This is a genomic window from Psychromonas sp. B3M02, assembly GCF_003318165.1.
Classification (GTDB): domain Bacteria; phylum Pseudomonadota; class Gammaproteobacteria; order Enterobacterales; family Psychromonadaceae; genus Psychromonas.
The window spans coordinates 17,522-39,298 of sequence record NZ_QOCB01000114.1; the positions used below are offsets into that span (position 1 = coordinate 17,522).

At 38.8% G+C, this 21,777-nt stretch carries 21 protein-coding genes; 14 read left to right on the plus strand and 7 right to left on the minus strand.

Annotation, left to right across the window (positions count from 1 at the left end):
- Positions 1-142: 142 nt before the first annotated feature.
- From rluF to DS885_RS12665, 4 genes are read left to right on the plus strand one after another with little or no spacing between them, the layout of a single operon-like run.
- Entirely contained in the window at positions 143-1,084 is a 942-nt protein-coding gene (gene rluF / locus DS885_RS12650; protein ID WP_113819787.1) for a 23S rRNA pseudouridine(2604) synthase RluF, read from the plus strand.
- Positions 1,081-2,127: a thiamine-phosphate kinase gene (gene thiL / locus DS885_RS12655; protein WP_113819788.1), complete on the plus strand. Its 1,047-nt coding sequence runs from the start codon at positions 1,081-1,083 to the stop codon at positions 2,125-2,127. The genes rluF and thiL overlap by 4 nt, the downstream gene beginning before the upstream one ends.
- Before the next feature lie 6 nt (positions 2,128-2,133).
- Entirely contained in the window at positions 2,134-2,658 is a 525-nt protein-coding gene (locus DS885_RS12660; protein ID WP_220149698.1) for a phosphatidylglycerophosphatase A family protein, read from the plus strand.
- 2 nt (positions 2,659-2,660) lie between these two features.
- Positions 2,661-4,205 (plus strand): ABC transporter substrate-binding protein, encoded by a 1,545-nt coding sequence (locus DS885_RS12665; RefSeq protein WP_113819790.1) that lies wholly within the window; start codon positions 2,661-2,663, stop codon positions 4,203-4,205.
- A gap of 109 nt (positions 4,206-4,314) precedes the next feature.
- On the opposite strand, the gene dxs is transcribed toward DS885_RS12665, so the two are convergent.
- From dxs to xseB, 3 genes are read right to left on the minus strand one after another with little or no spacing between them, the layout of a single operon-like run.
- Entirely contained in the window at positions 4,315-6,174 is a 1,860-nt protein-coding gene (gene dxs / locus DS885_RS12670) for a 1-deoxy-D-xylulose-5-phosphate synthase (RefSeq protein WP_113819791.1), read from the minus strand.
- Positions 6,175-6,176: 2 nt separating this feature from the next.
- Complete coding sequence (gene ispA / locus DS885_RS12675) at positions 6,177-7,067, minus strand: (2E,6E)-farnesyl diphosphate synthase (protein ID WP_113819792.1); 891 nt, start codon at positions 7,065-7,067, stop codon at positions 6,177-6,179.
- A 35-nt stretch (positions 7,068-7,102) separates the two neighbouring features.
- Positions 7,103-7,336 (minus strand): exodeoxyribonuclease VII small subunit, encoded by a 234-nt coding sequence (xseB, locus tag DS885_RS12680; protein ID WP_113819793.1) that lies wholly within the window; start codon positions 7,334-7,336, stop codon positions 7,103-7,105.
- A 220-nt stretch (positions 7,337-7,556) separates the two neighbouring features.
- Between xseB and pomA the strand changes: the two genes are divergently transcribed.
- Both pomA and DS885_RS12690 read left to right on the plus strand, forming a co-directional pair.
- Positions 7,557-8,330, plus strand: coding sequence for a flagellar motor protein PomA (gene pomA, locus DS885_RS12685; RefSeq protein ID WP_113819794.1), 774 nt, complete (start codon positions 7,557-7,559; stop codon positions 8,328-8,330).
- The gene (locus tag DS885_RS12690) at positions 8,330-9,301 is read left to right on the plus strand and encodes a flagellar motor protein MotB (RefSeq protein WP_113819795.1); all 972 of its coding nucleotides are present in this window, start codon (positions 8,330-8,332) and stop codon (positions 9,299-9,301) included. The genes pomA and DS885_RS12690 overlap by 1 nt, the downstream gene beginning before the upstream one ends.
- A gap of 41 nt (positions 9,302-9,342) precedes the next feature.
- Here DS885_RS12690 and DS885_RS12695 read toward each other — a convergent pair whose 3' ends face one another.
- Together DS885_RS12695 and rnd are read right to left on the minus strand one after the other, a co-directional pair.
- Positions 9,343-10,725 (minus strand): AmpG family muropeptide MFS transporter, encoded by a 1,383-nt coding sequence (locus tag DS885_RS12695; protein WP_113819796.1) that lies wholly within the window; start codon positions 10,723-10,725, stop codon positions 9,343-9,345.
- Between the two features lie 62 nt (positions 10,726-10,787).
- The gene (rnd, locus tag DS885_RS12700) at positions 10,788-11,909 is read right to left on the minus strand and encodes a ribonuclease D (RefSeq protein ID WP_113819797.1); all 1,122 of its coding nucleotides are present in this window, start codon (positions 11,907-11,909) and stop codon (positions 10,788-10,790) included.
- Positions 11,910-12,371: 462 nt separating this feature from the next.
- Here rnd and leuC point away from each other — a divergent pair, with 462 nt between their 5' ends.
- The 6 genes from leuC (at position 12,372) to DS885_RS12730 (ending at position 17,831) form a co-directional block, all read left to right on the plus strand.
- Entirely contained in the window at positions 12,372-13,769 is a 1,398-nt protein-coding gene (gene leuC / locus DS885_RS12705; protein WP_113819798.1) for a 3-isopropylmalate dehydratase large subunit, read from the plus strand.
- 11 nt (positions 13,770-13,780) lie between these two features.
- Complete coding sequence (gene leuD / locus DS885_RS12710) at positions 13,781-14,401, plus strand: 3-isopropylmalate dehydratase small subunit (protein ID WP_113819799.1); 621 nt, start codon at positions 13,781-13,783, stop codon at positions 14,399-14,401.
- Between the two features lie 192 nt (positions 14,402-14,593).
- Positions 14,594-16,123 carry an alpha-isopropylmalate synthase regulatory domain-containing protein gene (locus DS885_RS12715; protein WP_113819800.1) on the plus strand — a complete coding sequence of 510 codons (1,530 nt, stop codon included), beginning with the start codon at positions 14,594-14,596 and terminating at the stop codon, positions 16,121-16,123.
- A 365-nt stretch (positions 16,124-16,488) separates the two neighbouring features.
- A complete protein-coding gene (locus DS885_RS12720; protein ID WP_113819801.1) occupies positions 16,489-16,917 on the plus strand; it encodes a DUF3010 family protein in 429 nt (142 codons plus the stop codon).
- A 76-nt stretch (positions 16,918-16,993) separates the two neighbouring features.
- A complete protein-coding gene (locus DS885_RS12725; RefSeq protein ID WP_113819802.1) occupies positions 16,994-17,524 on the plus strand; it encodes a hypothetical protein in 531 nt (176 codons plus the stop codon).
- A gap of 64 nt (positions 17,525-17,588) precedes the next feature.
- Positions 17,589-17,831 carry a cysteine-rich CWC family protein gene (locus DS885_RS12730; protein ID WP_113819803.1) on the plus strand — a complete coding sequence of 81 codons (243 nt, stop codon included), beginning with the start codon at positions 17,589-17,591 and terminating at the stop codon, positions 17,829-17,831.
- On the opposite strand, the gene DS885_RS12735 is transcribed toward DS885_RS12730, so the two are convergent.
- Complete coding sequence (locus DS885_RS12735; RefSeq protein ID WP_113819804.1) at positions 17,821-18,408, minus strand: ankyrin repeat domain-containing protein; 588 nt, start codon at positions 18,406-18,408, stop codon at positions 17,821-17,823. The two genes, DS885_RS12730 and DS885_RS12735, sit on opposite strands and share 11 nt — an antisense overlap.
- Before the next feature lie 79 nt (positions 18,409-18,487).
- Positions 18,488-20,038: a catalase gene (locus DS885_RS12740; RefSeq protein ID WP_113819805.1), complete on the minus strand. Its 1,551-nt coding sequence runs from the start codon at positions 20,036-20,038 to the stop codon at positions 18,488-18,490.
- 383 nt (positions 20,039-20,421) lie between these two features.
- Here DS885_RS12740 and DS885_RS12745 point away from each other — a divergent pair, with 383 nt between their 5' ends.
- Complete coding sequence (locus DS885_RS12745; protein ID WP_113819806.1) at positions 20,422-21,294, plus strand: DnaJ C-terminal domain-containing protein; 873 nt, start codon at positions 20,422-20,424, stop codon at positions 21,292-21,294.
- A gap of 16 nt (positions 21,295-21,310) precedes the next feature.
- Positions 21,311-21,667 (plus strand): VanZ family protein, encoded by a 357-nt coding sequence (locus DS885_RS12750; RefSeq protein ID WP_113819807.1) that lies wholly within the window; start codon positions 21,311-21,313, stop codon positions 21,665-21,667.
- The last annotated feature ends 110 nt before the right edge of the window (positions 21,668-21,777 follow it).

Here is a 21,777-nt window from a genome sequence, read left to right on the forward strand (position 1 = left end):
CTCTTGATTAAAAAATCGCTATCAGCCTACTAATATTAGGTTTGCTAGCGATTATATCCGCTCATTTCATTTCCGTTAACTTCCTGATTATGCTTTAATACGGCGCTTAGAGCGTGATTAATTAATAGCATTGGGGTTTACCGTGAGTCAAGATACCGAAAAACGTCTTAATAAATTTATCAGTGATTCGGGGTATTGTTCTCGACGTGAAGCAGACAAATTAATAGAGCAAAATAGAGTCAAAATTAATGGTGTAGTGCCAGAATTAGGTACTAAAGTACAGCCTGGTGATACTGTTGTTGTTAATGGTAAACGTATTAGTAAGATTGCTGATAATAAATCAGACCGTGTTTACATCGCTTATAACAAACCAGTTGGCATTACTTGTACTACTGAGCGTAATGTTTATGGCAATATCATCGATGCAATTAAACATAAGGAACGTATCTTTCCTATTGGGCGATTGGATAAACCTTCAGAAGGGTTAATATTTTTAACCAGTGATGGTGACATAGTTAATAAAATCCTACGTGCTGAGAATGCTCATGATAAAGAGTATCGTGTGACGGTTGACCAACCTCTGAGTGAACGTTTTGTTGACCGCATGCAGCGCGGTGTACCTATCTTAGACACAATTACCAAACCGTGTATTGTAAAAGTAGAAAGTCGCTTTGTATTTACCATTATTTTAACCCAAGGTTTAAACCGCCAAATTCGCCGTATGTGTGAATACTTGGGGTATGAAGTGACACGTTTACAACGTACTCGCATCATGAATGTGACTTTAAAAAACCTAAAAGCGGGTCAATGGCGTAATCTGTCTGAACAAGAGATGGCAGAAATTAATACCGCGGTTGCAGGCTCCTCTAAAACCGCTGTGAATACAGCGCAACCAAAACAACAATCTACTGACCAGGCTAATAGTGCTAAATTAGCACGAAATAAGCCGTCGGCAGATAATCGCGGTAAACGGTTTGATAAATCAGCGCCTAAAACTAAAAAAGTGTTTGTTAATAATGCTAAGAAAACAACCAATACAAACACTACAAAAAATAAACCTACACTGTCGTTAAAAAGAAAATGAGCCAAGGCGAGTTTGATATCATTAAGCAATACTTTGAGCGTCCAATAAAAGGGGATCAAGGTGTTAGCATTGGCATTGGTGATGATTGCGCTATTTTGGATATCCCAGCAGGCTCACAATTAGCGGTCACCACAGACAGTTTAGTATCAGGTATACACTTTTTTGAAGATGTTGATCCCTATCGTTTAGGGTATAAGTCCTTGGCGGTCAACTTAAGTGACATCGCAGCGATGGGTGCAGAGGCTAAATGGGTATCTTTGGCGATCACCTTACCTAGTGTTAATAAAACATGGTTAAGTGAATTTTGTCGTGGTTTTTTTGCATTAGCGGATAAGTACAAGGTGCAATTGATTGGTGGTGATACCACGAAGGGCCCATTATCGATTACGGTTTCTGCGAAAGGTTTGGTTAAAAAAGGTAAAGCCTTAACACGACAAGGTGCTCAGGCAGGTGATCTGATTTGCGTGAGTGGCGCATTAGGTGACGGTGGCTTAGGCCTAGCGATTAAACTATTAGCAGATGAAGGCAATTCTTTGCAGAATAAACAAGTTTTTATTGATGCGCTGGAGTTAACTGAACCTCGTTTGACACTTGCTCAACAATTAGCGAGTTATGCAACGGCTTGTATTGATATCTCCGATGGCTTAAGTCAAGACTTGACCCATATTTTGAATAAATCACAATGCCATGCGCAAATTGAATTGGAAAAACTACCGCTTTCAGCCGCAATGCAACAGGAAGTAAAACTGGGTAATATAAGTCAATCTCAAGCGTGGAAATATGCATTAAGTGGTGGAGATGACTATGAGTTATTGTTTACTATTCCTGCACATAAGCTATCAGCATTCAAAGCGCATTTAGCGGGCCATTCGCAACAAGACGCATTAGCTTGTTTTGAGATTGGCAAAATAACCCCTTTATCTACAGCGTCATCTCAATCAACTGGTAATACTAGGCATTTAATGACTCAACAAGCAATCTCATTCACTCATCAACAACAACCCGTGGTATTAGACAATACTGGTTGGGATCATTTTAAATAAGGTAACATAATCATGTTAAATCGTGATGATTTAAACGGCTTAAAACTTTCTAATCCAATTCATCTTGCCGCTATCGGATTTGGTAGTGGTCTTGCACCACAAGCACCTGGTACATTTGGTACCTTAGCGGCAGTGCCATTATTTTATCTATTGGCAATGCTTAATATTGAATCCTACTTGGTGATCTTAATTGTTACTAGCTTAGCCGGTTTTTGGTTTTGTGAAGTAACCAGTCGCGCGATGGGAGTGCATGATCATAAAGCGATAGTTTGGGATGAATTTGTCGGTTATTGGATCACTATGTTTCCGGTGTTATTGATGTATCCTGACGTTAATAGTAGTTTAGATATACCATTCGTTTGGATTGTCATTGGATTTATTTTATTTAGATTTTTTGATGTACTCAAACCTTATCCGATCAGCTGGTTAGATAAAAAAGTAGCAGGCGGTTTTGGGATTATGATAGATGATATTGTGGCAGGTATATTTGCGGCAATAGGCTTATTTTTGATCATGCATTATTGGGGGTAAATATGTTATTACGTTGGATTTTGATGGCCTCAATGCTCTACTCGGTAGGCAGCTTGGCGCAAAGCCAAAACGTTTTTAACCCTCAAGCGATTACCGTCGCCATTGATAAAACGCCGGTTTCATTTAACCCGTTTGCCGATGATTCTTTAATGAGCCTGCAATTTAAGCACCTGTTGTTTGACCCTTTATTTCGATGGGATGATCACAAAAATCTACAAGGGCGCTTAGTCGATCATTGGGAACGTTTAGATAAAAATACAGTACGTTTTTTTCTACGAGAAAATGTGCATTTTCATACGGGAAATTTATTAACCTCTAAAGATGTGATTTGGTCTTTTGAGCAAGCGAAGCGACAATCAGATACTAGTTTTTTAAGCAAGTTAGAGTGGGTGAAAGCAACCCAGCAGTTTAGTTTCGATATTCGCTCTAGCTTAACGGATATTCAATTATTAGATCATTTAACTAACTTATTTGTATTGGATTCAACCTTCTACCAAAGTCATGCCAACCTGTTAGATACGTCTCCTTCGATTATATTACCACCGGTTAAAACCTTACCCATCTCGGGAACTGGACCCTATTTGATACAGCAATACAATCCGATTTTAGGTATTGTTGTAGTGGCAAATCCTCATTATTGGGATAGCGAACCGGAGATTAAATTCTTCCGCTTTATGCGCATTAATAAACCGCAATCGAGACTATTTGCACTGTTAGCTGATGATGTGCAAGTGAGTTATGGTGTGCCTAATGAGACCGCTGCAGACCTTGAAGAGAATACGGTAAAAAACTTGGTCAAAGTGCCATCTTCGGATGTTATCTTTTTAACCATTAATGATAAGTTATCGCCCATCTTAGAAAATGAAAAAGCCCGTAAAGCCATTCATCTAGCGATTAATCAACAGGGCATGCTTAAGTATATTCTGAAAGATAATGGTCAAGTACACCCATCTGTGATGTCATTAGCAGACAACACCTTAATGGGCGGTAAAGATAATAGCAGTAAAGAGATCATGCCTGAGTATGACTTGGATAAAGCTAAAGCCTTAATCAGTACCATGGATATACCTAAAACCATGTCACTGTTAGTAAAGTTAGATGATTTGGGCAATACCAAAAAAGTGGCTGAAGCGTTAACTAAAATGCTCAAGCGAATTGGCATTACAGTCGTGGTTCAAGAGATAGATTCTGATGATATTTGGCGAAATACTAACTTGTATTACGACCTTACTGTTTCCACTTGGGAAACGCGCTTAATGAGTCGTGATAATATGTTTGAGAATCTATTTTTAGACAGTGACCTAGCTGATTATCTCCAGGATAAATTTAAACAGCAGGGCTTGAGTAATAACTTTAAATCACAGGCCGGTTACTTTAAATCGCTACAACAAAATAACTGGGTGATTCCACTATTTTATCAAGACAAAATTTGGGCGCAAAATGATAAGTTTAATCTGCAAGAGATTTTCTCTAGTAATGGCATACCTTATTGGTCATTGTTTAAGATTAAAAAGCAGCTAGAAATATCGAGTAAAAAAGAAAAGTAAATATTGCAGAGCATCTTTTGGTTATTGTTAAAAAATAGACACAAAAAAAGCAGGTAACCCTGCTTTTTTTTATCGTTTTAAAACCATTCATTCAATGGTAATAAAGTAATTATGAAAAGAATGCGTTGATTTGCTCTTCAATCCCTTCGCTATCTAATTTTAACATTTGATAAATTTCAGCCTGTGTTCCTTGTTCAACAAAGGTATCTGGTAAACCTAGATTTAACAGTTGCCCGTTGAATTTTTGACTGAGTAAAAACTCATTCACTGCCGATCCTGCACCGCCAGCAATACTGTTTTCTTCAATAGTGACTACCTGTGTATGACTGCTTGCTAGTTGTGTTAATAAGGCTTTGTCTAAAGGTTTTACAAAGCGCATATCTACTAAAGTAGCATTTAACTTTTCAGCCACTGGTATTGCTGCTTGTAAGAAAGTACCAAAACATAAAATAGCTAAACCTTCACCTTCTCTCACTAACTTGGCTTTACCAATTTCCAGTGCGCTCATTTGAGTTTCTATCGGCACACCAGTACCACTTCCTCTTGGATAACGAACAGCAGCAGGGGTGTTGAGTAAGTGACCGGTATAAAGCATATTACGGCATTCTTGCTCATCAGACGGTGTCATGACAGTCATATTTGGCACACAACGTAGGAAACTTAAATCGTAAGCACCTTGGTGTGTAGGCCCATCTGCACCGACAATACCTGCTCTATCAATTGCAAATAAAACCCCTAGGTTTTGAATCGCAACATCATGAATAAGTTGGTCGTAACCACGTTGCAAAAAGCTAGAGTAGATAGCTACAATCGGGTTTAACTCCGCAATTGCCATGCCTGCCGCTAGTGTCACAGCATGCTGCTCTGCAATGGCGACATCATAGTATTTATCTGGGTGACGTTTAGAAAACTCAACCATACCTGAGCCTTCACGCATTGCAGGCGTGATCGCAGTTAATTTAGGATCACTATCTGCCATATCGTTTAACCATTGCCCAAATATTTTTGAGAAGGTTGGAGCACAAGGTTTAGGCGTAGGTAAAGCTTGATCTGGAGTGAATTTAGGTACCGCATGATAAGTAATAGGGTCTAATTCAGCTTGTTTATAGCCTTTACCTTTTTTACTCATAATATGCAGGAATTGTGGACCAGGGTGATTACGCATATTACGTAAGGTATCCACCAAATCTATCACATTATGTCCGTCCATTGGGCCAATATAATTAAAACCAAACTCTTCAAAGATAGTCCCCGGTGAGACCATGCCTTTTAAGTGCTCTTCGGTTTTCTTGGCTAACTCTTTAATTGGCGGAATGTTAGACAGTACTTTTTTACTGCCTTCACGGAATTGAGTATATAAATCACCAGAGAGTATTTTCGCTAAATGATTATTTAGTGCACCCACGTTTTCTGAAATGGACATTTCATTGTCATTAAGCACCACTAACATGTCATTGTTTAATGCACCTGCATGATTTAGCGCCTCAAAGGCCATACCTGCAGTTATTGCACCATCTCCGATCACGGCAACGACTTTACGACCTTTCTGCTCTTTTTCAGCTGCAATGGCTAAACCAAGTGCAGCGCCAATTGAAGTTGATGAATGGCCAACACTAAGTACGTCGTATTCACTCTCTTCTCGCCATGGGAAAGGGTGAAGACCTTTAAACTGTCTGATACTTTCCATTTGGTCACGACGACCAGTGAGTATTTTATGCGGGTAGGCTTGATGACCCACATCCCAAATAAGATGATCAAAAGGGGTGTGGTAAACATAATGCAAAGCAACTGTTAATTCTACTACACCTAAACCTGATGCAAGATGACCACTGCTTTGACTTACACTGGTTAATAAAAATTGACGTAACTCTTCACATAACGCAGGTAACTGCCTCTTTTTTAATAAACGCAGATCTTCTGGGTAATTAATATTTGCAAGTAACGGGTAATTTCTTAAATCCAATGGCATATTTATTTGTCACGCTTAATGATGTAATGAGAAAACAACTCGAGTAACTGAGTATTATAAGGTAATTGCGATAAAGCATGAAGTGCTTCTTGATATAAGTCTTGGGCTTTTTGTTGAGCTGCCTCTAAACCTAGCAAAGCAGGGTAAGTTGACTTATTCAATGCTTGGTCAGACCCTTGAGGTTTGCCTAAAGTTGCAGTATCACTGGTAATATCTAAAATATCATCCTGTACTTGGAAAGCGAGACCGATAGCGCGAGCAAAACGGGTTAATAGATCAAACTCAGCGGGCGTAATGTCCACCTTAGTGAGTGCGCCCATTTGCACAGCGGCTAAAATCAACGCACCGGTTTTAGCATTATGGATCGCTTCTAATTCAGCTAATGAAGTGGCGCGATTTTCTGCAGCAATATCTAAGACCTGGCCTGCACACATGCCTTTTTCACCGGAAGCGCGAGCCAAAGTGTTAATCATTTTTAATTGTGCTGGCGCTGTTACACCCTCAATTTCCGTGGATAAAATGTCAAAGGCTAGAGTTTGTAAGCCATCACCAGCAAGAATCGCCATGGCTTCATCATATTTGATATGGCAAGTCGGGTGCCCGCGTCTTAACGCATCGTTATCCATCGCCGGTAAATCATCATGAATTAATGAATAAGCGTGAATACATTCAATGGAGCAGGCGATAGGGTCAAGTGTTTCAAGTCTACTACCCAGCATGCTACCGACGGCATAAACTAAAAAAGGGCGAACGCGTTTTCCGCCTAATAATGCACCGTAGGTCATTGCTTCATTTAAAGCAGGCGCGGGACTAGTGGCATGGTTAATATGTTGTTCAAGCTGTGTATTTACACGCGCCTGAAATTGCTTCATCGTTGAAGTTAATTGTGTCATGTAGGCTACTTAGTATGAGAAAAGTAAAGCAAAAATTATTCTTCAAATGATTGCAATGGTGCTTGCACATCATTTTGCATTAAGATGCTAACTTGTTGTTGGGCATGCTGAAGTTTCTGATTATTACTGCGAGATAATGCGATGCCACGTTCAAATTGCTTTAATGCATCTTCAAGGGGTAAATCACCAGCCTCTAAATGTAGAACAATTTGCTCAAGTTCTGTAATTGCTTCTTCGTACTGCATATTTTCAGGTTTTTTTAAGGCCATGGGGGATCTCTTTTCTATATTTTCTGCAAGGTTACCGTGACTGATAAGGATGTCAAACTAAGGCATACAAATAATTGCGAAAAAGTGAACTTGTAAGCTGTTTAGGGGCTTCATTATAATCTTGGTTTTAAATATCTATATTTGGACTACAAACTAACTATAAATAGCTATACTATCTAATAAATGTTGGATAACTAATAAATTTTAAAAGGATTAATCTGTGGATTTAGCAACGCTGGTTGGGATTATAGGTGCCTTTGGCTTTGTTGTCATGGCAATGTTGTTAGGTGGCACCATTGATATGTTTATCGATGTGACCTCTATTTTGATTGTTTTTGGCGGTACGACCTTTGTGGTCATGATGAAATACAACATTGGTCAATTTTTTGGTGCAGTCAAAATCGCCATGAAAGCTTTTATGTTTAAAACTGAGTCACCTGATGAGTTAATCATCAAAACCGTAGAGATGGCTGATGCGGCTCGAAAAGGCGGCTTCTTGGCGTTAGAGGAAGCTGAAATAACCAACCCATTTATGCAAAAAGGCGTAGATATGCTGGTGGATGGCCATGATGCAGATGTAGTACGTCAAACTTTACAGAATGATATTCGCCTTACGGCAGAGCGCCATGAAGTAGGAGCAGATATCTTTAAAAACTTTGGTGATGTTGCGCCTGCGATGGGCATGATCGGTACTTTAATCGGTTTGGTAGCCATGCTGTCTAATATGGATGACCCTAAATCGATTGGTCCTGCGATGGCGGTTGCACTATTGACCACTTTATACGGTGCGGTCGTTGCCAACATGGTGGCTTTGCCTATTGCCGATAAACTGAAGTTAAGAGCGGCAGAAGAAAAACTTAATCGTAGTCTTATTTTGGATGGTGTACTAGGTATTCAAGATGGACAAAACCCACGTGTTATTGAAGGTGTGTTACGTAACTATTTACCTGAATCTAAACGCAGCAACGGCGATGCAGACGCTGGGGGTGAGTAATGGAAGAAGAGTGTAAATGTCCACCGGAAGGGTTACCCGCTTGGATGGGAACCTTTGCTGACTTGATGTCATTATTGATGTGTTTTTTTGTACTATTGCTGTCATTCTCTGAAATGGATGTACTAAAGTTTAAACAGATCGCGGGTTCAATGGCCTTTGCCTTTGGTGTACAAAATCAACTAGAGGTGAAAGATATTCCCAAAGGGACATCAATCATAGCTCAAGAGTTTAGACCCGGTAAGCCAGATCCAACGCCCATTGAAGTGATAATGCAACGTACCACTGAGGTAACGCAGACCACACTCGATTTTCAAGAAGGTGATAGTGAAAAGTCAGGGGCACAACAAAATGTACCGGTCCGTGAAACTGCAATTGAAGTGAATGAAAAAACTAAAGAGGTGTTATCGGCGGAAGCGGCTGAGTCAACGGCTGATCCTTCTGAACAACAATTAGAGTTAACCGAAGAGGCTTCAACGGCAAGTCCTGCCCAACAGCAGGCATTAGCCAAACAGGTTGCAGAAGATCTACGTGAAGAGATTGAAGATGGTGCCATTGAGATTGAAGCGCTAGGGCAGCAACTTATTATTCGCGTTAGAGAAAAAGGGGCATTCCCAGCAGGGTCTGCATTTTTACAACCACGTTTTAGACCAGTTATTGCAAAAATTGCCAATATATTAGTGGATATTCCCGGTGTGGTTACCGTCGCTGGGCATACTGACAATGAGCCTATTCAGTCTGAATTGTATCGCTCAAACTTAGATCTCTCCGCGCAACGTGCTGTTTCTGTTGCCCAGGAGATGTTGAAGGTATCCGGGATTCGTAGTAAAAAAATGCTCGTTGTTGGTTATGCTAATAGTAAACCGCTGGTGGAAGGGAATAGTGCTGCGGCACAAAATAGAAACCGTCGTGTTGAAATCATGATCATGCAAGGGGAAGCCAGTGAATCTGGTGAGATTTCGGTAGATCAATAAGCAAAAGATGTTGCTCCAATCGGGAGCAACATCCTATCGGTTTAGGCTTCAATCACTTTTTTTAACAACATGATTAAAGCCAACACTGGTAATCCTATCAAAGCTGAGGCAATAAAGAAGTTCACATAACCAAAGCTATCCACGTATACCCCAGAAAATCCAGCAATAAACTTAGGAAACAAAAGCATCATAGAGCTAAATAAAGCATATTGTGTGGCTGAAAATTCAATATTAGTCAGTTTCGATATATAAGTAATAAAGGCCGTTGTGGCAATACCTGCACTGATATTATCCATGGAGATAATTAAAGTTAATAAGGTTAAGTCTTTACCCACAAAAGCGAGGACAGCAAAAATAAGGTTGGTCAGTACAACTAAGAATGCACCTAAAAATAAGATGCTGTAAGTGCTATAACGATTTAATAAAATACCGCCTAACCCTGCACCCACTAAGGTCATTATTACACCAAAGACTTTGGATATCGCAGCAACTTCACCCTTGGTGTATCCCATATCCACATAAAATGGATTAGCCATGATCCCCATTACAATATCTGAAATACGATAACTACCAATTAAAATGAGTATCAGTAATGCGTGTTTGCCATAGCGATTAAAGAAGTCCGTAAAGGGCGCAATCACCGCAATATTTAACCATGCGATAAAACGGGCAGCTATTCCTGGTAATTGAGATGCCTGTAATTTTGCTTCTATTGCTTGTTGACGCTGTTCTAAGGCGTGTTGTTTTTCTGGGTTTTGTTCAGGCTCATCGGCAACAAAAGTGGTTACAATGCCCACTATCATACAAACAGCCATAACAAAGTAGGATAATGACCAAGCAGATAGTTGATAAGCTTCTGATTCACTCGACAATGCAGCGATCGCTAAAGCCCCTGCGCCAGCCATGATCATGGCTAAACGATACCCTGTCATATAAGCAGCTGCCATGGCAGCTTGAAATCTTTCAGGGGCAGACTCAATACGAAACGCATCGATCACAATATCTTGTGTAGCAGAGCTATAAGCCACCACTAAAGCACAAACAGCAAACAATGCTAGGTTTTGTTGTGGATCGCTTAGGGCCATGCCGACAATGGCTAACACAATGGCTAGTTGAGAAAGCAATAACCAAGAGCGACGTCGACCCAACCATTGTGTTAACAAGGGGATTGATAAACGATCAACAAAAGGTGACCAAATCCATTTAAACGCGTAGGCGAGGGCAATCCAGCTAAAGAAACCGATACTGGCTCGGCTTACTCCTGCTTCTCTTAACCAAAATGATAAGGTAGAAAAGACCAATAAAATCGGCAAACCAGCGGAGAAGCCAAGAAAAAACAAAATAGCGACACGTTTTTGTAGATAGATTTTACAGCTTGCTAACCAGCCTTTTTGTTCAGTTTCTAAGGTCGTTTCTGTGTGCATCGCATTTCTCAATTTATTGGGTTACATCTTATATTGGTGTACTTCCTAACAACATAAACGGTTTATTGGCTGATAACGTAATCTAATTGATGCCCGATCATCTGATGGCGCCAACCAGTTAATAGCTTAGGTTTGCTCGCTGTTAAACGTTGCTCATCAGTTAATTTCCAACACCAACTTAAATATTGATTAATGATACGTTTTGAGGCGATCAATTCGACAGGGAGTTCATGACGTTCCGCGCAGGCTTTGATTTTGTCACGAATCGCTTTTAGTGATTTTTTATAATCTGGAAAATCAATTAAGCGAGTAACTAAATCTGGAAACGTTTCAGGATCCTGTTGTACAACATCTGCAATGATATTTAAAATTTGCTGACCATGAATACGGATCTCACTAGGCGCTAGTTTTAAGCGTTTTAAATCATTAAAGCTAGTTGGCTGATAATGTGCCAGCAACCATAGGTGTTCAGCCTTAACCACAAAATTAAGCGCAAGGTTACGTGCTTGTGCGGTTTTTAAGCGCCATTTCGCTAACGCTTTAATGACCGCCAGACTTTGTCTATCTAACTGGAACAGGTTATCTAATGTTTTATAAGCTTTTTCAGGATCAACTGCTTGCATTTTTTGGTCAAGGATAGTCTGACACTCTTCTTGAAAGTGGTCAGTCATGCCTTTCTCTTCCAGTTGTGCTTGTAATACCGTTAAACAAGGCTCTAGGTATAAAACATCCGCTGCCGCATACACTTGTTGTTTTGCTGTTAATGGACGAGCACACCAGTCAGTACGTGATTCGCCTTTGTCTAATACAACACCTTCGATGGATTCCACCATCTTAGCGTAACCTAATGAAGCACCTTGGTTTAAGAAAGCGCAAGCTACCTGTGTATCAAACAAAGTAATATTGAGATCGCCCTTTTGTTGCTTGATGATCTCAAGATCTTCACTGCTGGCATGTAAAATACAGTGCTTATTATCGATGGCTTGCCAAAATGCGTCGATATTACCAATAGCAATAGGATCAATTAAGGTGATCTTCTTATTTTGAGAAACTTGTAATAAGCCTAAATTGGCATAAAAAGTGCGCGTGCGCACAAATTCAGTATCGAGAGAGACAGGGGAGTTATCTAAAGTTTTTACGTATTCAGATAGTTGTGCCTGGGTAGTAATGATATCAAATTGCATCAACTGTAAGCCTAATTTAAGTTCTAATATGGCGTTTATCTTACGGAAAATGTTGAATTTTTTCTATTAGAATATTGATTATCTTTTTTCTGTGATTAGCCACTATAAATGCATAAAAAGTATTAAATATTGCATAAACATATAAAGGGATAGCGCACAAATTTGAGTCGATATATTGTAGGTTTGCTATTGATCCATTAGAATAAGACTTTACAAATTCACCGACATCTGCTTATTGATAATCATTCGTATTAGCAATATAGGCAAACCGGTAACTAGATTTTTAAGTAATACCAACTCCATTCAATATTTGGTCAGTTTAGATTCAGTAAAAAATGGGCGACGTAAACTGTGGTTAATGTGATGAGTAATTATGTTAACCACAGTTTACGAGTACCTGTTTGCTTCAATATAAATGACTCCAATATGTTTGGTTTGGTTAATAGTGTGGTAAGGGAAACAATGACTAGAACAATGTATGAAAAAATCTGGGATGCGAACCTAGTTCACGAACCAGAAGCTGGCTCTCCGCTTTTGTTTGTTGACAGACATCTAATGCACGAAGTAACAAGCCCACAAGCTTTCGAAGGCCTTCGTCTACAAAACCGTAAAGTACGTAACGTGCATAGTATTCTAGGTACAATTGACCACTGTGTTCCAACTAAAGATCGTTTTAATATTGTTGATGTAATCGCTAAAAAACAAGTTGAAACAATGACTGCAAACTGTGAAGAGAACGAAATCAATCTTTACGGTATGGACAGTAACCAAAATGGTGTTATTCACATCGTTGTACCTGAGCATGGTTTTGTTCATCCAGGTATGGTTGTATGTTGTGGTGATAGTCACACAGCAACACATGGTGCTTTCGGTGCACTTGCATTTGGTATTGGTACCAGTGAAGTTGAACACGTAATGGCAACACAAACATTACAACAGAAAAAAGCAAAAACAATGTTAGTAAAAGTAGAAGGCAAACTACCTGCTTTCTCAACTGCTAAAGATATTGCGTTAGCAATTATCGCTAAAACAGGTACAGCTGGCGGTACGGGTTACGTAATGGAATTCGCTGGTAATACGATCACTGACCTAACAATGGAAGGCCGTATGACACTGTGTAATATGGCTATCGAAGCTGGTGCACGTGCCGGTCTTGTTGCACCTGACCAAGTGACTTTCGATTACCTAGAAGGTAAAGAATTCGCACCTAAAGGTGATCATTGGCCTGCTGCTGTTGAATACTGGAAATCACTAAGTTCTGATGAAGGCGCAGAGTTTGACGCTGTTATCGAATTAAAAGCAGAAGATATTGCTCCACAAGTTTCTTGGGGTACATCTCCAGAGCAAGTTATCTCAGTAACAGGTGTTGTTCCATCACCATCTGACTTCACTAATGAAGTTAAATCTCAAGCTTGTGCAAGTGCACTTAAATACATGGCATTAGATGCAGGTCAAAAAATGACTGATATCCATATTGATGTTGTGTTTATTGGTTCTTGTACTAATGGCCGTATTGAAGATTTCCGTGCAGCTGCAGAATTACTGAAAGGTAAAAAAGTTGCTGATGGCGTACAAGCGTTTGCTGTACCGGGTTCTTTCCCAGTTAAAGACCAAGCAGAGAAAGAAGGGATCGATAAGATATTTATCGATGCAGGTTGGGAATGGCGTGATCCAGGTTGTTCAATGTGTCTAGCAATGAATGGCGATGAGTTAAAAGATGGTCAACGTAGTGCATCTACTTCAAACCGTAATTTCGAAGGTCGTCAAGGTAAAGGTGGTCGTACTCACCTTGTATCACCAGCAATGGCTGCTGCAGCATCAGTTGCAGGTCACTTTGTAGACATCCGAGATTGGAAATAGGGGCGAAAATAATGCAACCATATATTAAACATACAAGTATCGCAGCGTTAATGGATCGTAGTAACGTTGATACAGACCAAATCATCCCAAAAAACTTCATGAAAAAAGTTGAACGTACTGGTTTCGGTATCAACTTATTTCATAACTGGCGTTTCCTTGCGGATAACATCACGCCAAACCCTGAGTTTGAATTAAATAAACCTGCTTTCCAAGGTGCTAAAATTTTAGTTGCTGGCGAAAACTTTGGTTGTGGTTCATCTCGTGAGCATGCTCCTTGGGCAATCGCTGACTACGGTTTTAATACTATTATTTCTACAAGCTTTGCTGATATTTTCTTTAGTAACTGTTTTAAAAATAGCATTCTGCCTATCGTGGTTACTGATGAGCAACTTGCTGCGCTTATGGCTGAAATAGCAGGAAACGAAGGTGTTGAATTTACTGTTGATCTAGAAGCTCAAAAAGTAACAACACCAGGTGGTTTATCTATCTCTTTTGAAGTTGATGCATTCCGTAAAGAATCATTACTTGAAGGCTTAGACGATATCGCTTGGACACTAAAACACGAAAAAGAAATCTCTGCTTATGAAGTAGAGCACAAAAAACGTCTTCCATGGTTATGGCCTAGCGCTTAATCTGTTTTAGTTCGTTACAATCAAAAAAGGCGCACCTGTTGCGCCTTTTTTATCGAAAACTTATTGCATTAAGCGTTTGATTTAATAAGGCTATATGTCTTAATGAAGAATGTTAATTTGGTTATTTCATTGTTAGCCATAAATGCAATAGTGCAATAAGTTTTTACCGAGTAATTTAGAGTGGAGTAAACAATGACTCAAGATAACGTCACTGTACAGTTGATGGATACAACATTACGCGATGGAGAACAAACGCAAGCTGTTTCATTTTCTCCCGCTGAAAAAGTGAGCCTAGCAAAAGCGTTGTTGCAAAGACTTAAAATTGACCGTATTGAAGTGGCTTCCGCACGTGTTTCTGAGGGTGAAAAAGTTGCTGTTGCACAATTAAATAAATGGGCAACCAAAGAAGGTTTGGTTGACCGCATTGAAGTGTTGGGTTTTGTTGACCATACATTGAGTGTTGATTGGATCACGGACACAGGTGGTAAAGTACTTAATTTACTAGCAAAGGGTAGTTTAAAACATTGCTCTGAGCAGTTGAAAAAATCATTAGATGAACATATAACCGATGTAAAACAAACCATCGATTATGCGTTGTCAAAAGGGCTAAAAGTCAATATCTATTTAGAAGACTGGTCAAACGGTTACAAAGACAGCCCTGAATATGTTTATGAGATGCTTGAAAAGTTATCTGATGCTGGTATTACGCACTTTATGTTACCAGACACATTAGGCGTGATGTCTCCCGATGAAGTCTTTGCTAGTTTGAGTGATATGGTGACACGTTTCCCAACACTTAAATTCGATTTCCACCCGCATAATGATTATGGCTTAGCCACTGCGAATGCGATGTTTGCTGTAAAAGCTGGCGTATCTTCAATTCATTGTACGATGAACTGTTTAGGTGAGCGTGCAGGTAACGCGTCTTTAACAGAAGTTGCGGTAGTCTTGCAGGATAAGCTGGGTAAAAAAGTAAATATTGATGAATCAGAAATCCATAACTTAAGTAAGCTAGTAGAAAATTTCTCTGGCAAACGTATTGCTGATAATACACCGATTGTTGGTGCTGATGTATTTACACAAACCAGTGGAATTCATGCTGATGGTGATAAAAAAGGTGGGTTATATATTTCTGCGTTAACGCCTGAACGTTTTGCTCGTTCACGTAGTTATGCTTTAGGCAAAATGAGTGGTAAAGCGTCATTAGCTAAAAACCTAGAAGAGATGGATATTGATTTAGATGCAGAGCAACAGAAAAAACTGTTGAAACGTATCGTACAATTAGGCGATCAAAAAGCCACCATCACGGCAGATGATTTACCCTTTATTATTGCGGATTTATTAGAACGTAATGACTTTAATAACGTTGAATTATTGAATTGTTCTATCAATTCAGGTTTAGATTTAGAGTCCACGGTAAGTATCCGCGTGCGTGTCAATGATAAAATTCATAAAGCCAGCGGCAGTGGTAATGGTGGTTTTGATGCCTTTATTAAAGCCATGAAAAAAATACTTAATGAACATGACTTTGTTTTCCCTGAATTAGTAGACTTTGAGTTACGTATTCCGCCTGGTGGTCAAACAAGCGCTTTAACTGAGTGTTCAGTGACCTGGGAAGATGATGGGGAACAGTTCACAACTCGTGGGGTGAATACCAACCAAGTTATTGCTGGTATTGGTGCTACGTTAAGAATGATTAACCTGCGTTTACAAGATAAGTAATACAGAACAATCTATAATTTATCTAAAGCCTTAATCTTTGATTAGGGCTTTTGTGTTTTGGCGAATATACTATCGCCTAAAGTAATTGCATTAAATAAGTGATCTAAATTTTACGCAGGAAAAATGACTTAGTTCGAGGCGTAATTTAAGCCTTTCGACGATTAACTTGGTTAATAGTCTAGCGGAGAATTAACCAAAAGATATTAATTCTTTAATAGTTGTTCTAAAAATGACAACGAAGAAATAAGTTATTTTAACAAGTAAAATAGGCCAGTTACTTAGTGTGATTGCTATTATATATGTAATAAATAATACTGATTACTGTGTTTAAGTGATCGGTACAATAAATGAAAGAAGGAAAAACAATGAGAGTATGTGGTGTTGAATTAACAGGTAACGAAGCCGTTATTGCAATCATGCAATATAAAAATGGTTTATACGATGTGCCGCCTGTGCGTACAACTAAACTAACATTAACTGATCCTATCAATACTGAACCTCTTAAAAAGTTTCAGTTTGATTTCGCACAATTAATGAAAGATTACCAAGTCGATAAAGTGATCATTCGTCAACGTGCATTAAAAGGTAAATTTGCTGGTCACACTTTAAGCTTTAAAATCGAAGGGGCTTTACAACTGATTGCTGGTTTAGATGTACAAGTGATCACGCCTGACTACATCAAAGAGGGCCTTAAAAAAGCACAAAATTCGCCAACGGCTGTGGAATTAGGTCTTAAAAAATTCCAAGAGCAAGCGATGTTAACGGCTTTTGGTTACCTAGAGCACCGTGTTTAAAAAAGCGCGGTTATCAATATTCAATAGGCAAGAAGTTGTTTAGCGATTGAATAGATTTAATCTTTTGGAGAAGCCTGTGGAAAACAGTTTTGAAAATTTCGTTGCACAATTTAAGGCGCAACAACCTGTATCATTAGCCGTTTTTTTCTATCAAGCGGAATTACATTTAATTAAGCAATTAAAAGATTATTTGCAGATTGAACAAACAACAGAGCGCAGCTTTTTTTCACTTGTCGAGCAAGCAAAGAAAATCAAACAAAAAGAAACGAGTAAACATTTTTGGATTGCGCTTCTTGCTTTTAATCAAGTCAACTTCAAACCTGTTAAAAACAATGCACAGCCATGGCTGCGTTTTGTGAATATTATTGAGTCTTTACAAGGGTATTCGGGTAGCCAGTTATTTGATGCCAAAAACATTCAAGTTAAAAGACAACACCGTTTATTTTTTGCTTATATGCTGGCCTGGGAGCATCTTCGTTATATCGCAGGTAGTGAGGATGAATATAGTCCAAGTAGTGAGCTATTAGCGACTTACTCAAGTGCTCATTCTGAAGAAGACCATGTGCATAGTGATGCATGCGAAAATAATGGATGTAGCAGTCACTAGTTTTTCATTAACAACACGTTTCTACTATTGGAGTGTGTTGTCTTTTAATAAATAAGTTTTTTAAGTGAATAAACAAATTTGCCCACTATGTTTACATCAAAACCGCTGTGATGTGAGCGCTAAACAAGACTGTTGGTGTAACAAAGTGGTGGTGCCACAAGGTTTAATTGATTTGTTAGCTGAAGCAGTAAAAGATAAGCAATGTATTTGTAATGTTTGTATCAGTCGTTATGTTGCAGACCCTGAAAATTTTAAGGTAAAAACGCTCACTGATAAACCTGATCTATCCTACCCAGTTACTGATTAGCCTGTTCGATACTCACCGCTGAGTTACCACTATTATCTTCTAAGTTAATATCTGCACCACGTTTGACTAATAAGGTACGTAGCTCTTCACGACCAAATAATGTCGCAAACATCACTGCTGTTTGACCAGCTTTATTTTGTTGATTTTCATCGCAGTCTTCAGACATTAAAGTCTTAGCGATGCTTAACTCGCCTCTGAAAACAGCAGCCATTAATGCGGTATTACCTCTATTATCTTGTGCACAGACATTGGCACCATGTTCAATTAAGCTATTTACAATTGTCTTTTGACCATTATAAGTTGCAATCATTAATGCGGTGTAACCTTTATGATTTTTTATATCTACAGGTAACCCAGCCTTTAGAAATTCGTTGATCACTTCATTATCACCTGTACGAGCAGCTGCATAATAATAGGGCATTAAATCTGTATAGGTACTATTTTGTGTTGTGTCCTTATCCTGTGCAAATGCACTGGGAGTGAGTACAGAGAATAAGAGAAGAGGAAAGGTACTAGCAAACACCCAATTTGATTTTTTTACTCTATTAATCGAAATTAATAACTTAATAGTAAACATACCTTTCCTCTTTTTACCTGTTTAAAGGGGTAGGGGTGATGTTATTAATGTTCACCTTATTACCTACCCATTCATTTATTTATAATGTTGCTGCGATCTCTTTTACTTTCTCAAGGTCACCGTTAACTGCTTCCGTTAAACGTGTTCCATATTCAGTATCGGCTTTGTAAAAGTGACTTAACATTTTATGTTGGATCTGTTTATTTTTTACCTGACCTAAATCACCCGATAAGTTACGGATCAAGTTAGTACGTTGTTGAGCAGTATAAGAACGGTAAAGGTCACCAGCTTGCGCAAAATCCAATGTTTTATAAATCGTTTTTTGCTGTACCTTGCCTACCAGTTTAGGTGTGCTATGAAGTGCTTTTGCATCTTCAGCAACACCTTCATAATTTGGTTGATAGTTTATATCTGACTGTGTATTACCAACATTACCTATGCCACCTTGGTTGTAATTGACCACAGGTACAACAGGGCGGTTAATGGGTAATTGTTGATGGTTAGCCCCTAAACGATACAACTGAGTATCTGCATAGGAAAAGATACGACCCTGTAATAAACGATCTTCAGAAGGCTCAATACCAGGAATTAAATTTGCAGGCGCCATCGCCACTTGCTCTGTTTCTTGGAAAAAGTTATCTGGAATACGGTTTAACGTCATCGTGCCTACTTTTGTTTCTTTTATATTTTCCCAAGTTTTAGTCGCATCTAATGGGTTATAGGCAAACTTATTTAAATCAGCTGGATTTAATGTTTTGATATATAAATCCCATTTTGGAAAGTTACCTTCGGCAATGTTGGTGTAAAGGTCACGTGTCATATGTTGTGTATCTATCGACTGCACCTCTTTCACTTGGTCTGCATCTAAATTATGGATACCTTGATGACTCTTCCAGTGAAACTTTACATATCTTACGTCCCCATCATCATTGATCATCTTATATGCATGAACACCAAAGCCATCCATTTCACGGTAACTTGCTGGTGTGCCGTTATCACTAAATACACGGGTTAGCATATTAGTTGACCCAGACTCATGAGAGAAGAAATCAAAGAAACGGTTAGGATCTTGAATATTAGTAACTGGAGATGGTTTAAGTGAATGCACCATATCAGGGAATTTAATGGAATCACGGATAAAGAATACTGGGATATTAATACCGACTAGATCCCAGTTACCTTGATCACTATAGAACTTAGTTGCAAAACCTCTTGGGTCACGCAATGTTTCTGGGCTCCCCTTAGGGTGGATCACCGATGAAAAGCGCACAAACACTGGTGTTTCTTTACCTTTACTAGAAAACGGTGCTGCTGTGGTGACATTAGTAAAGTCAGTAGAAGCAACAAAAACACCGTGAGCGCCTGTACCACGCGCATGCACTACACGCTCAGGAATACGTTCGCGGGCAAAGCGTTGTAATTTTTGTATCAGGTGAACATCTTCTAATAACACACTACCATTAGGGCCCGCAGTTAATGAATTTTGATTATCTCCAATCGCTGCACCATTATCTTTTGTCATTACTTCCGCGTTGACATTAAAAATGGAAGCTAATCCTAGAATAGGTACTAATAAGTTAAATTTATGTTTCACATTTATTTCCTTTAAACATTTTCGTAACAAGTGCATGGATGATAGTGAGGTTTAGCTGAAAAATATAAACGTTTGTACGAATACAATTGATAGGTTTTAATTGTAATTTAAATTTTATCTATAAGTTTTACTTATTGTTTATTTTTGCTGATTATTTAAGCGAATAAAAAAGGAAACGGATTAGTTTTTATACTAGTGTCTTTGAAATAACTATTTTTATATTTAAAAACATAACTTTATACATAAAAAATAAAGTGATTTAAAAGCGATTAGGTTAATTGATTAATATATAACGTAATAAAGTGAGATCACTTTGTCTGCTTCAAGTCGCAATTTTTATGTGATTTTAAATTAGTTACGTTATAATTCGCCCGCTTTGATGTGCATTATGTTATTACCCTGGAATTATCGAGAAAAGAATGTCAAAACGTGATTGTTATGAAGTATTGGGTGTTAGTAAAACAACATCTGATAAAGAGATTAAAAAAGCTTATAAAAAACTGGCGATGAAGTATCACCCAGATAGAAATCCAGATAACCCTGTCGCACAAGAAAAGTTCCGTGAAGTAAAAGATGCTTATGAAATTTTAAGTGATCCTGAAAAACGTGAACAATATAACGACTTTGGACACAGTGCTTTTGAAAATGGCCAAGCACGTGGACGTGGTGGATTTGGTCAGGGTGGTTTTGGCCAAGGCGGTGATTTTAATGATATGTTCGGCGATATGTTTGGACAACGTCATCAACAACGACAACAACCGCGTCGTCCTCAACCTAAAAACGGCTCAGATATTATTCTAAAAGTGGAATTAACGTTGGAAGAGTGTGTAGAGGGTTGTACTAAAGAAGTGCGTTTGCCTAATACAACTAACCCATTGGGTGTGGTTATTCCTGCCGGAATTAATCAAGGTCAACGGGTGCGCGTTGCTGGACAAGGTAATCCAGGGACTTTAGGCGCTCCTCGTGGAGATCTGTTTGTTGAAGTTGAATTATTGGAACACGAATTTTTTGTTCGCAAAGGCAATGACTTATATTGTGATTTAGCAACTAATTTCCCAACGGCTACTATTGGTGGAACCGCTAAAGCACGTACATTTACCGGACACATTAATCTGAAAATTCCAGCGGGTACACAGGCAGGACGTAAGTTCAGAATTAAAGGCCGTGGTGTTAAAGCCATGAACAGTGATTCAGTCGGTGACTTAATTTATAACGTGGTGATCCCTACACCAACAGAACTGACAGATCAGCAACATAAGCTATTAGCAGAATTAGCTGAATTGATGGCGTAAAGGCTGGATACGAACGATGAGGTTACTATTGCAGTTAATTAGAAACAGTTGGGTTATATTATCAATTATATTAGCCTCATTAATCATCTTTTTGTCACTGACTCCAATGGAACAGTTACCCTCTGTTCCTGGTACTGATAAGACACATCATTTTATAGCTTATAGTGCTTTAGTGTTTCCACTAATGCTGAAAAAACCAAATTACTGGATGGTTATTGTTCTATTATTTGCGTTACTCAGCGGCACTATTGAATTGATCCAACCTTATCAAAACCGTTACGGTGAGTGGATGGATCTTTTTGCTAATATTGGCGGCTTAATTTGTGGCAGTATTTTAGCTTATTTTGTTAATCGTGCTTACCCAGCACAATAAATTTATCACTCTATACTGAGGGATGGTTCTAGTTACTTAATCAGATTGGTGTCACCGGTATGATTAATGTCTGCATGGTGTGATGAACCATGTTAATGCCATTTCGACTA

Excerpts from the sequence above, each read along its gene's own strand:
- thiL (WP_113819788.1), top strand. The coding sequence starts at position 1,081 with ATGAGCCAAGGCGAGTTTGATATCATTAAGCAATACTTTGAGCGTCCA.
- DS885_RS12665 (WP_113819790.1), top strand. The coding sequence starts at position 2,661 with ATGTTATTACGTTGGATTTTGATGGCCTCAATGCTCTACTCGGTAGGC.
- dxs (WP_113819791.1), bottom strand. The coding sequence starts at position 6,174 with ATGCCATTGGATTTAAGAAATTACCCGTTACTTGCAAATATTAATTAC.
- ispA (WP_113819792.1), bottom strand. The coding sequence starts at position 7,067 with ATGACACAATTAACTTCAACGATGAAGCAATTTCAGGCGCGTGTAAAT.
- xseB (WP_113819793.1), bottom strand. The coding sequence starts at position 7,336 with ATGGCCTTAAAAAAACCTGAAAATATGCAGTACGAAGAAGCAATTACA.
- DS885_RS12690 (WP_113819795.1), top strand. The coding sequence starts at position 8,330 with ATGGAAGAAGAGTGTAAATGTCCACCGGAAGGGTTACCCGCTTGGATG.
- DS885_RS12695 (WP_113819796.1), bottom strand. The coding sequence starts at position 10,725 with ATGCACACAGAAACGACCTTAGAAACTGAACAAAAAGGCTGGTTAGCA.
- rnd (WP_113819797.1), bottom strand. The coding sequence starts at position 11,909 with ATGCAATTTGATATCATTACTACCCAGGCACAACTATCTGAATACGTA.
- leuC (WP_113819798.1), top strand. The coding sequence starts at position 12,372 with ATGACTAGAACAATGTATGAAAAAATCTGGGATGCGAACCTAGTTCAC.
- leuD (WP_113819799.1), top strand. The coding sequence starts at position 13,781 with ATGCAACCATATATTAAACATACAAGTATCGCAGCGTTAATGGATCGT.
- DS885_RS12715 (WP_113819800.1), top strand. The coding sequence starts at position 14,594 with ATGACTCAAGATAACGTCACTGTACAGTTGATGGATACAACATTACGC.
- DS885_RS12720 (WP_113819801.1), top strand. The coding sequence starts at position 16,489 with ATGAGAGTATGTGGTGTTGAATTAACAGGTAACGAAGCCGTTATTGCA.
- DS885_RS12735 (WP_113819804.1), bottom strand. The coding sequence starts at position 18,408 with ATGTTTACTATTAAGTTATTAATTTCGATTAATAGAGTAAAAAAATCA.
- DS885_RS12740 (WP_113819805.1), bottom strand. The coding sequence starts at position 20,038 with ATGCACTTGTTACGAAAATGTTTAAAGGAAATAAATGTGAAACATAAA.
- DS885_RS12745 (WP_113819806.1), top strand. The coding sequence starts at position 20,422 with ATGTCAAAACGTGATTGTTATGAAGTATTGGGTGTTAGTAAAACAACA.
- DS885_RS12750 (WP_113819807.1), top strand. The coding sequence starts at position 21,311 with ATGAGGTTACTATTGCAGTTAATTAGAAACAGTTGGGTTATATTATCA.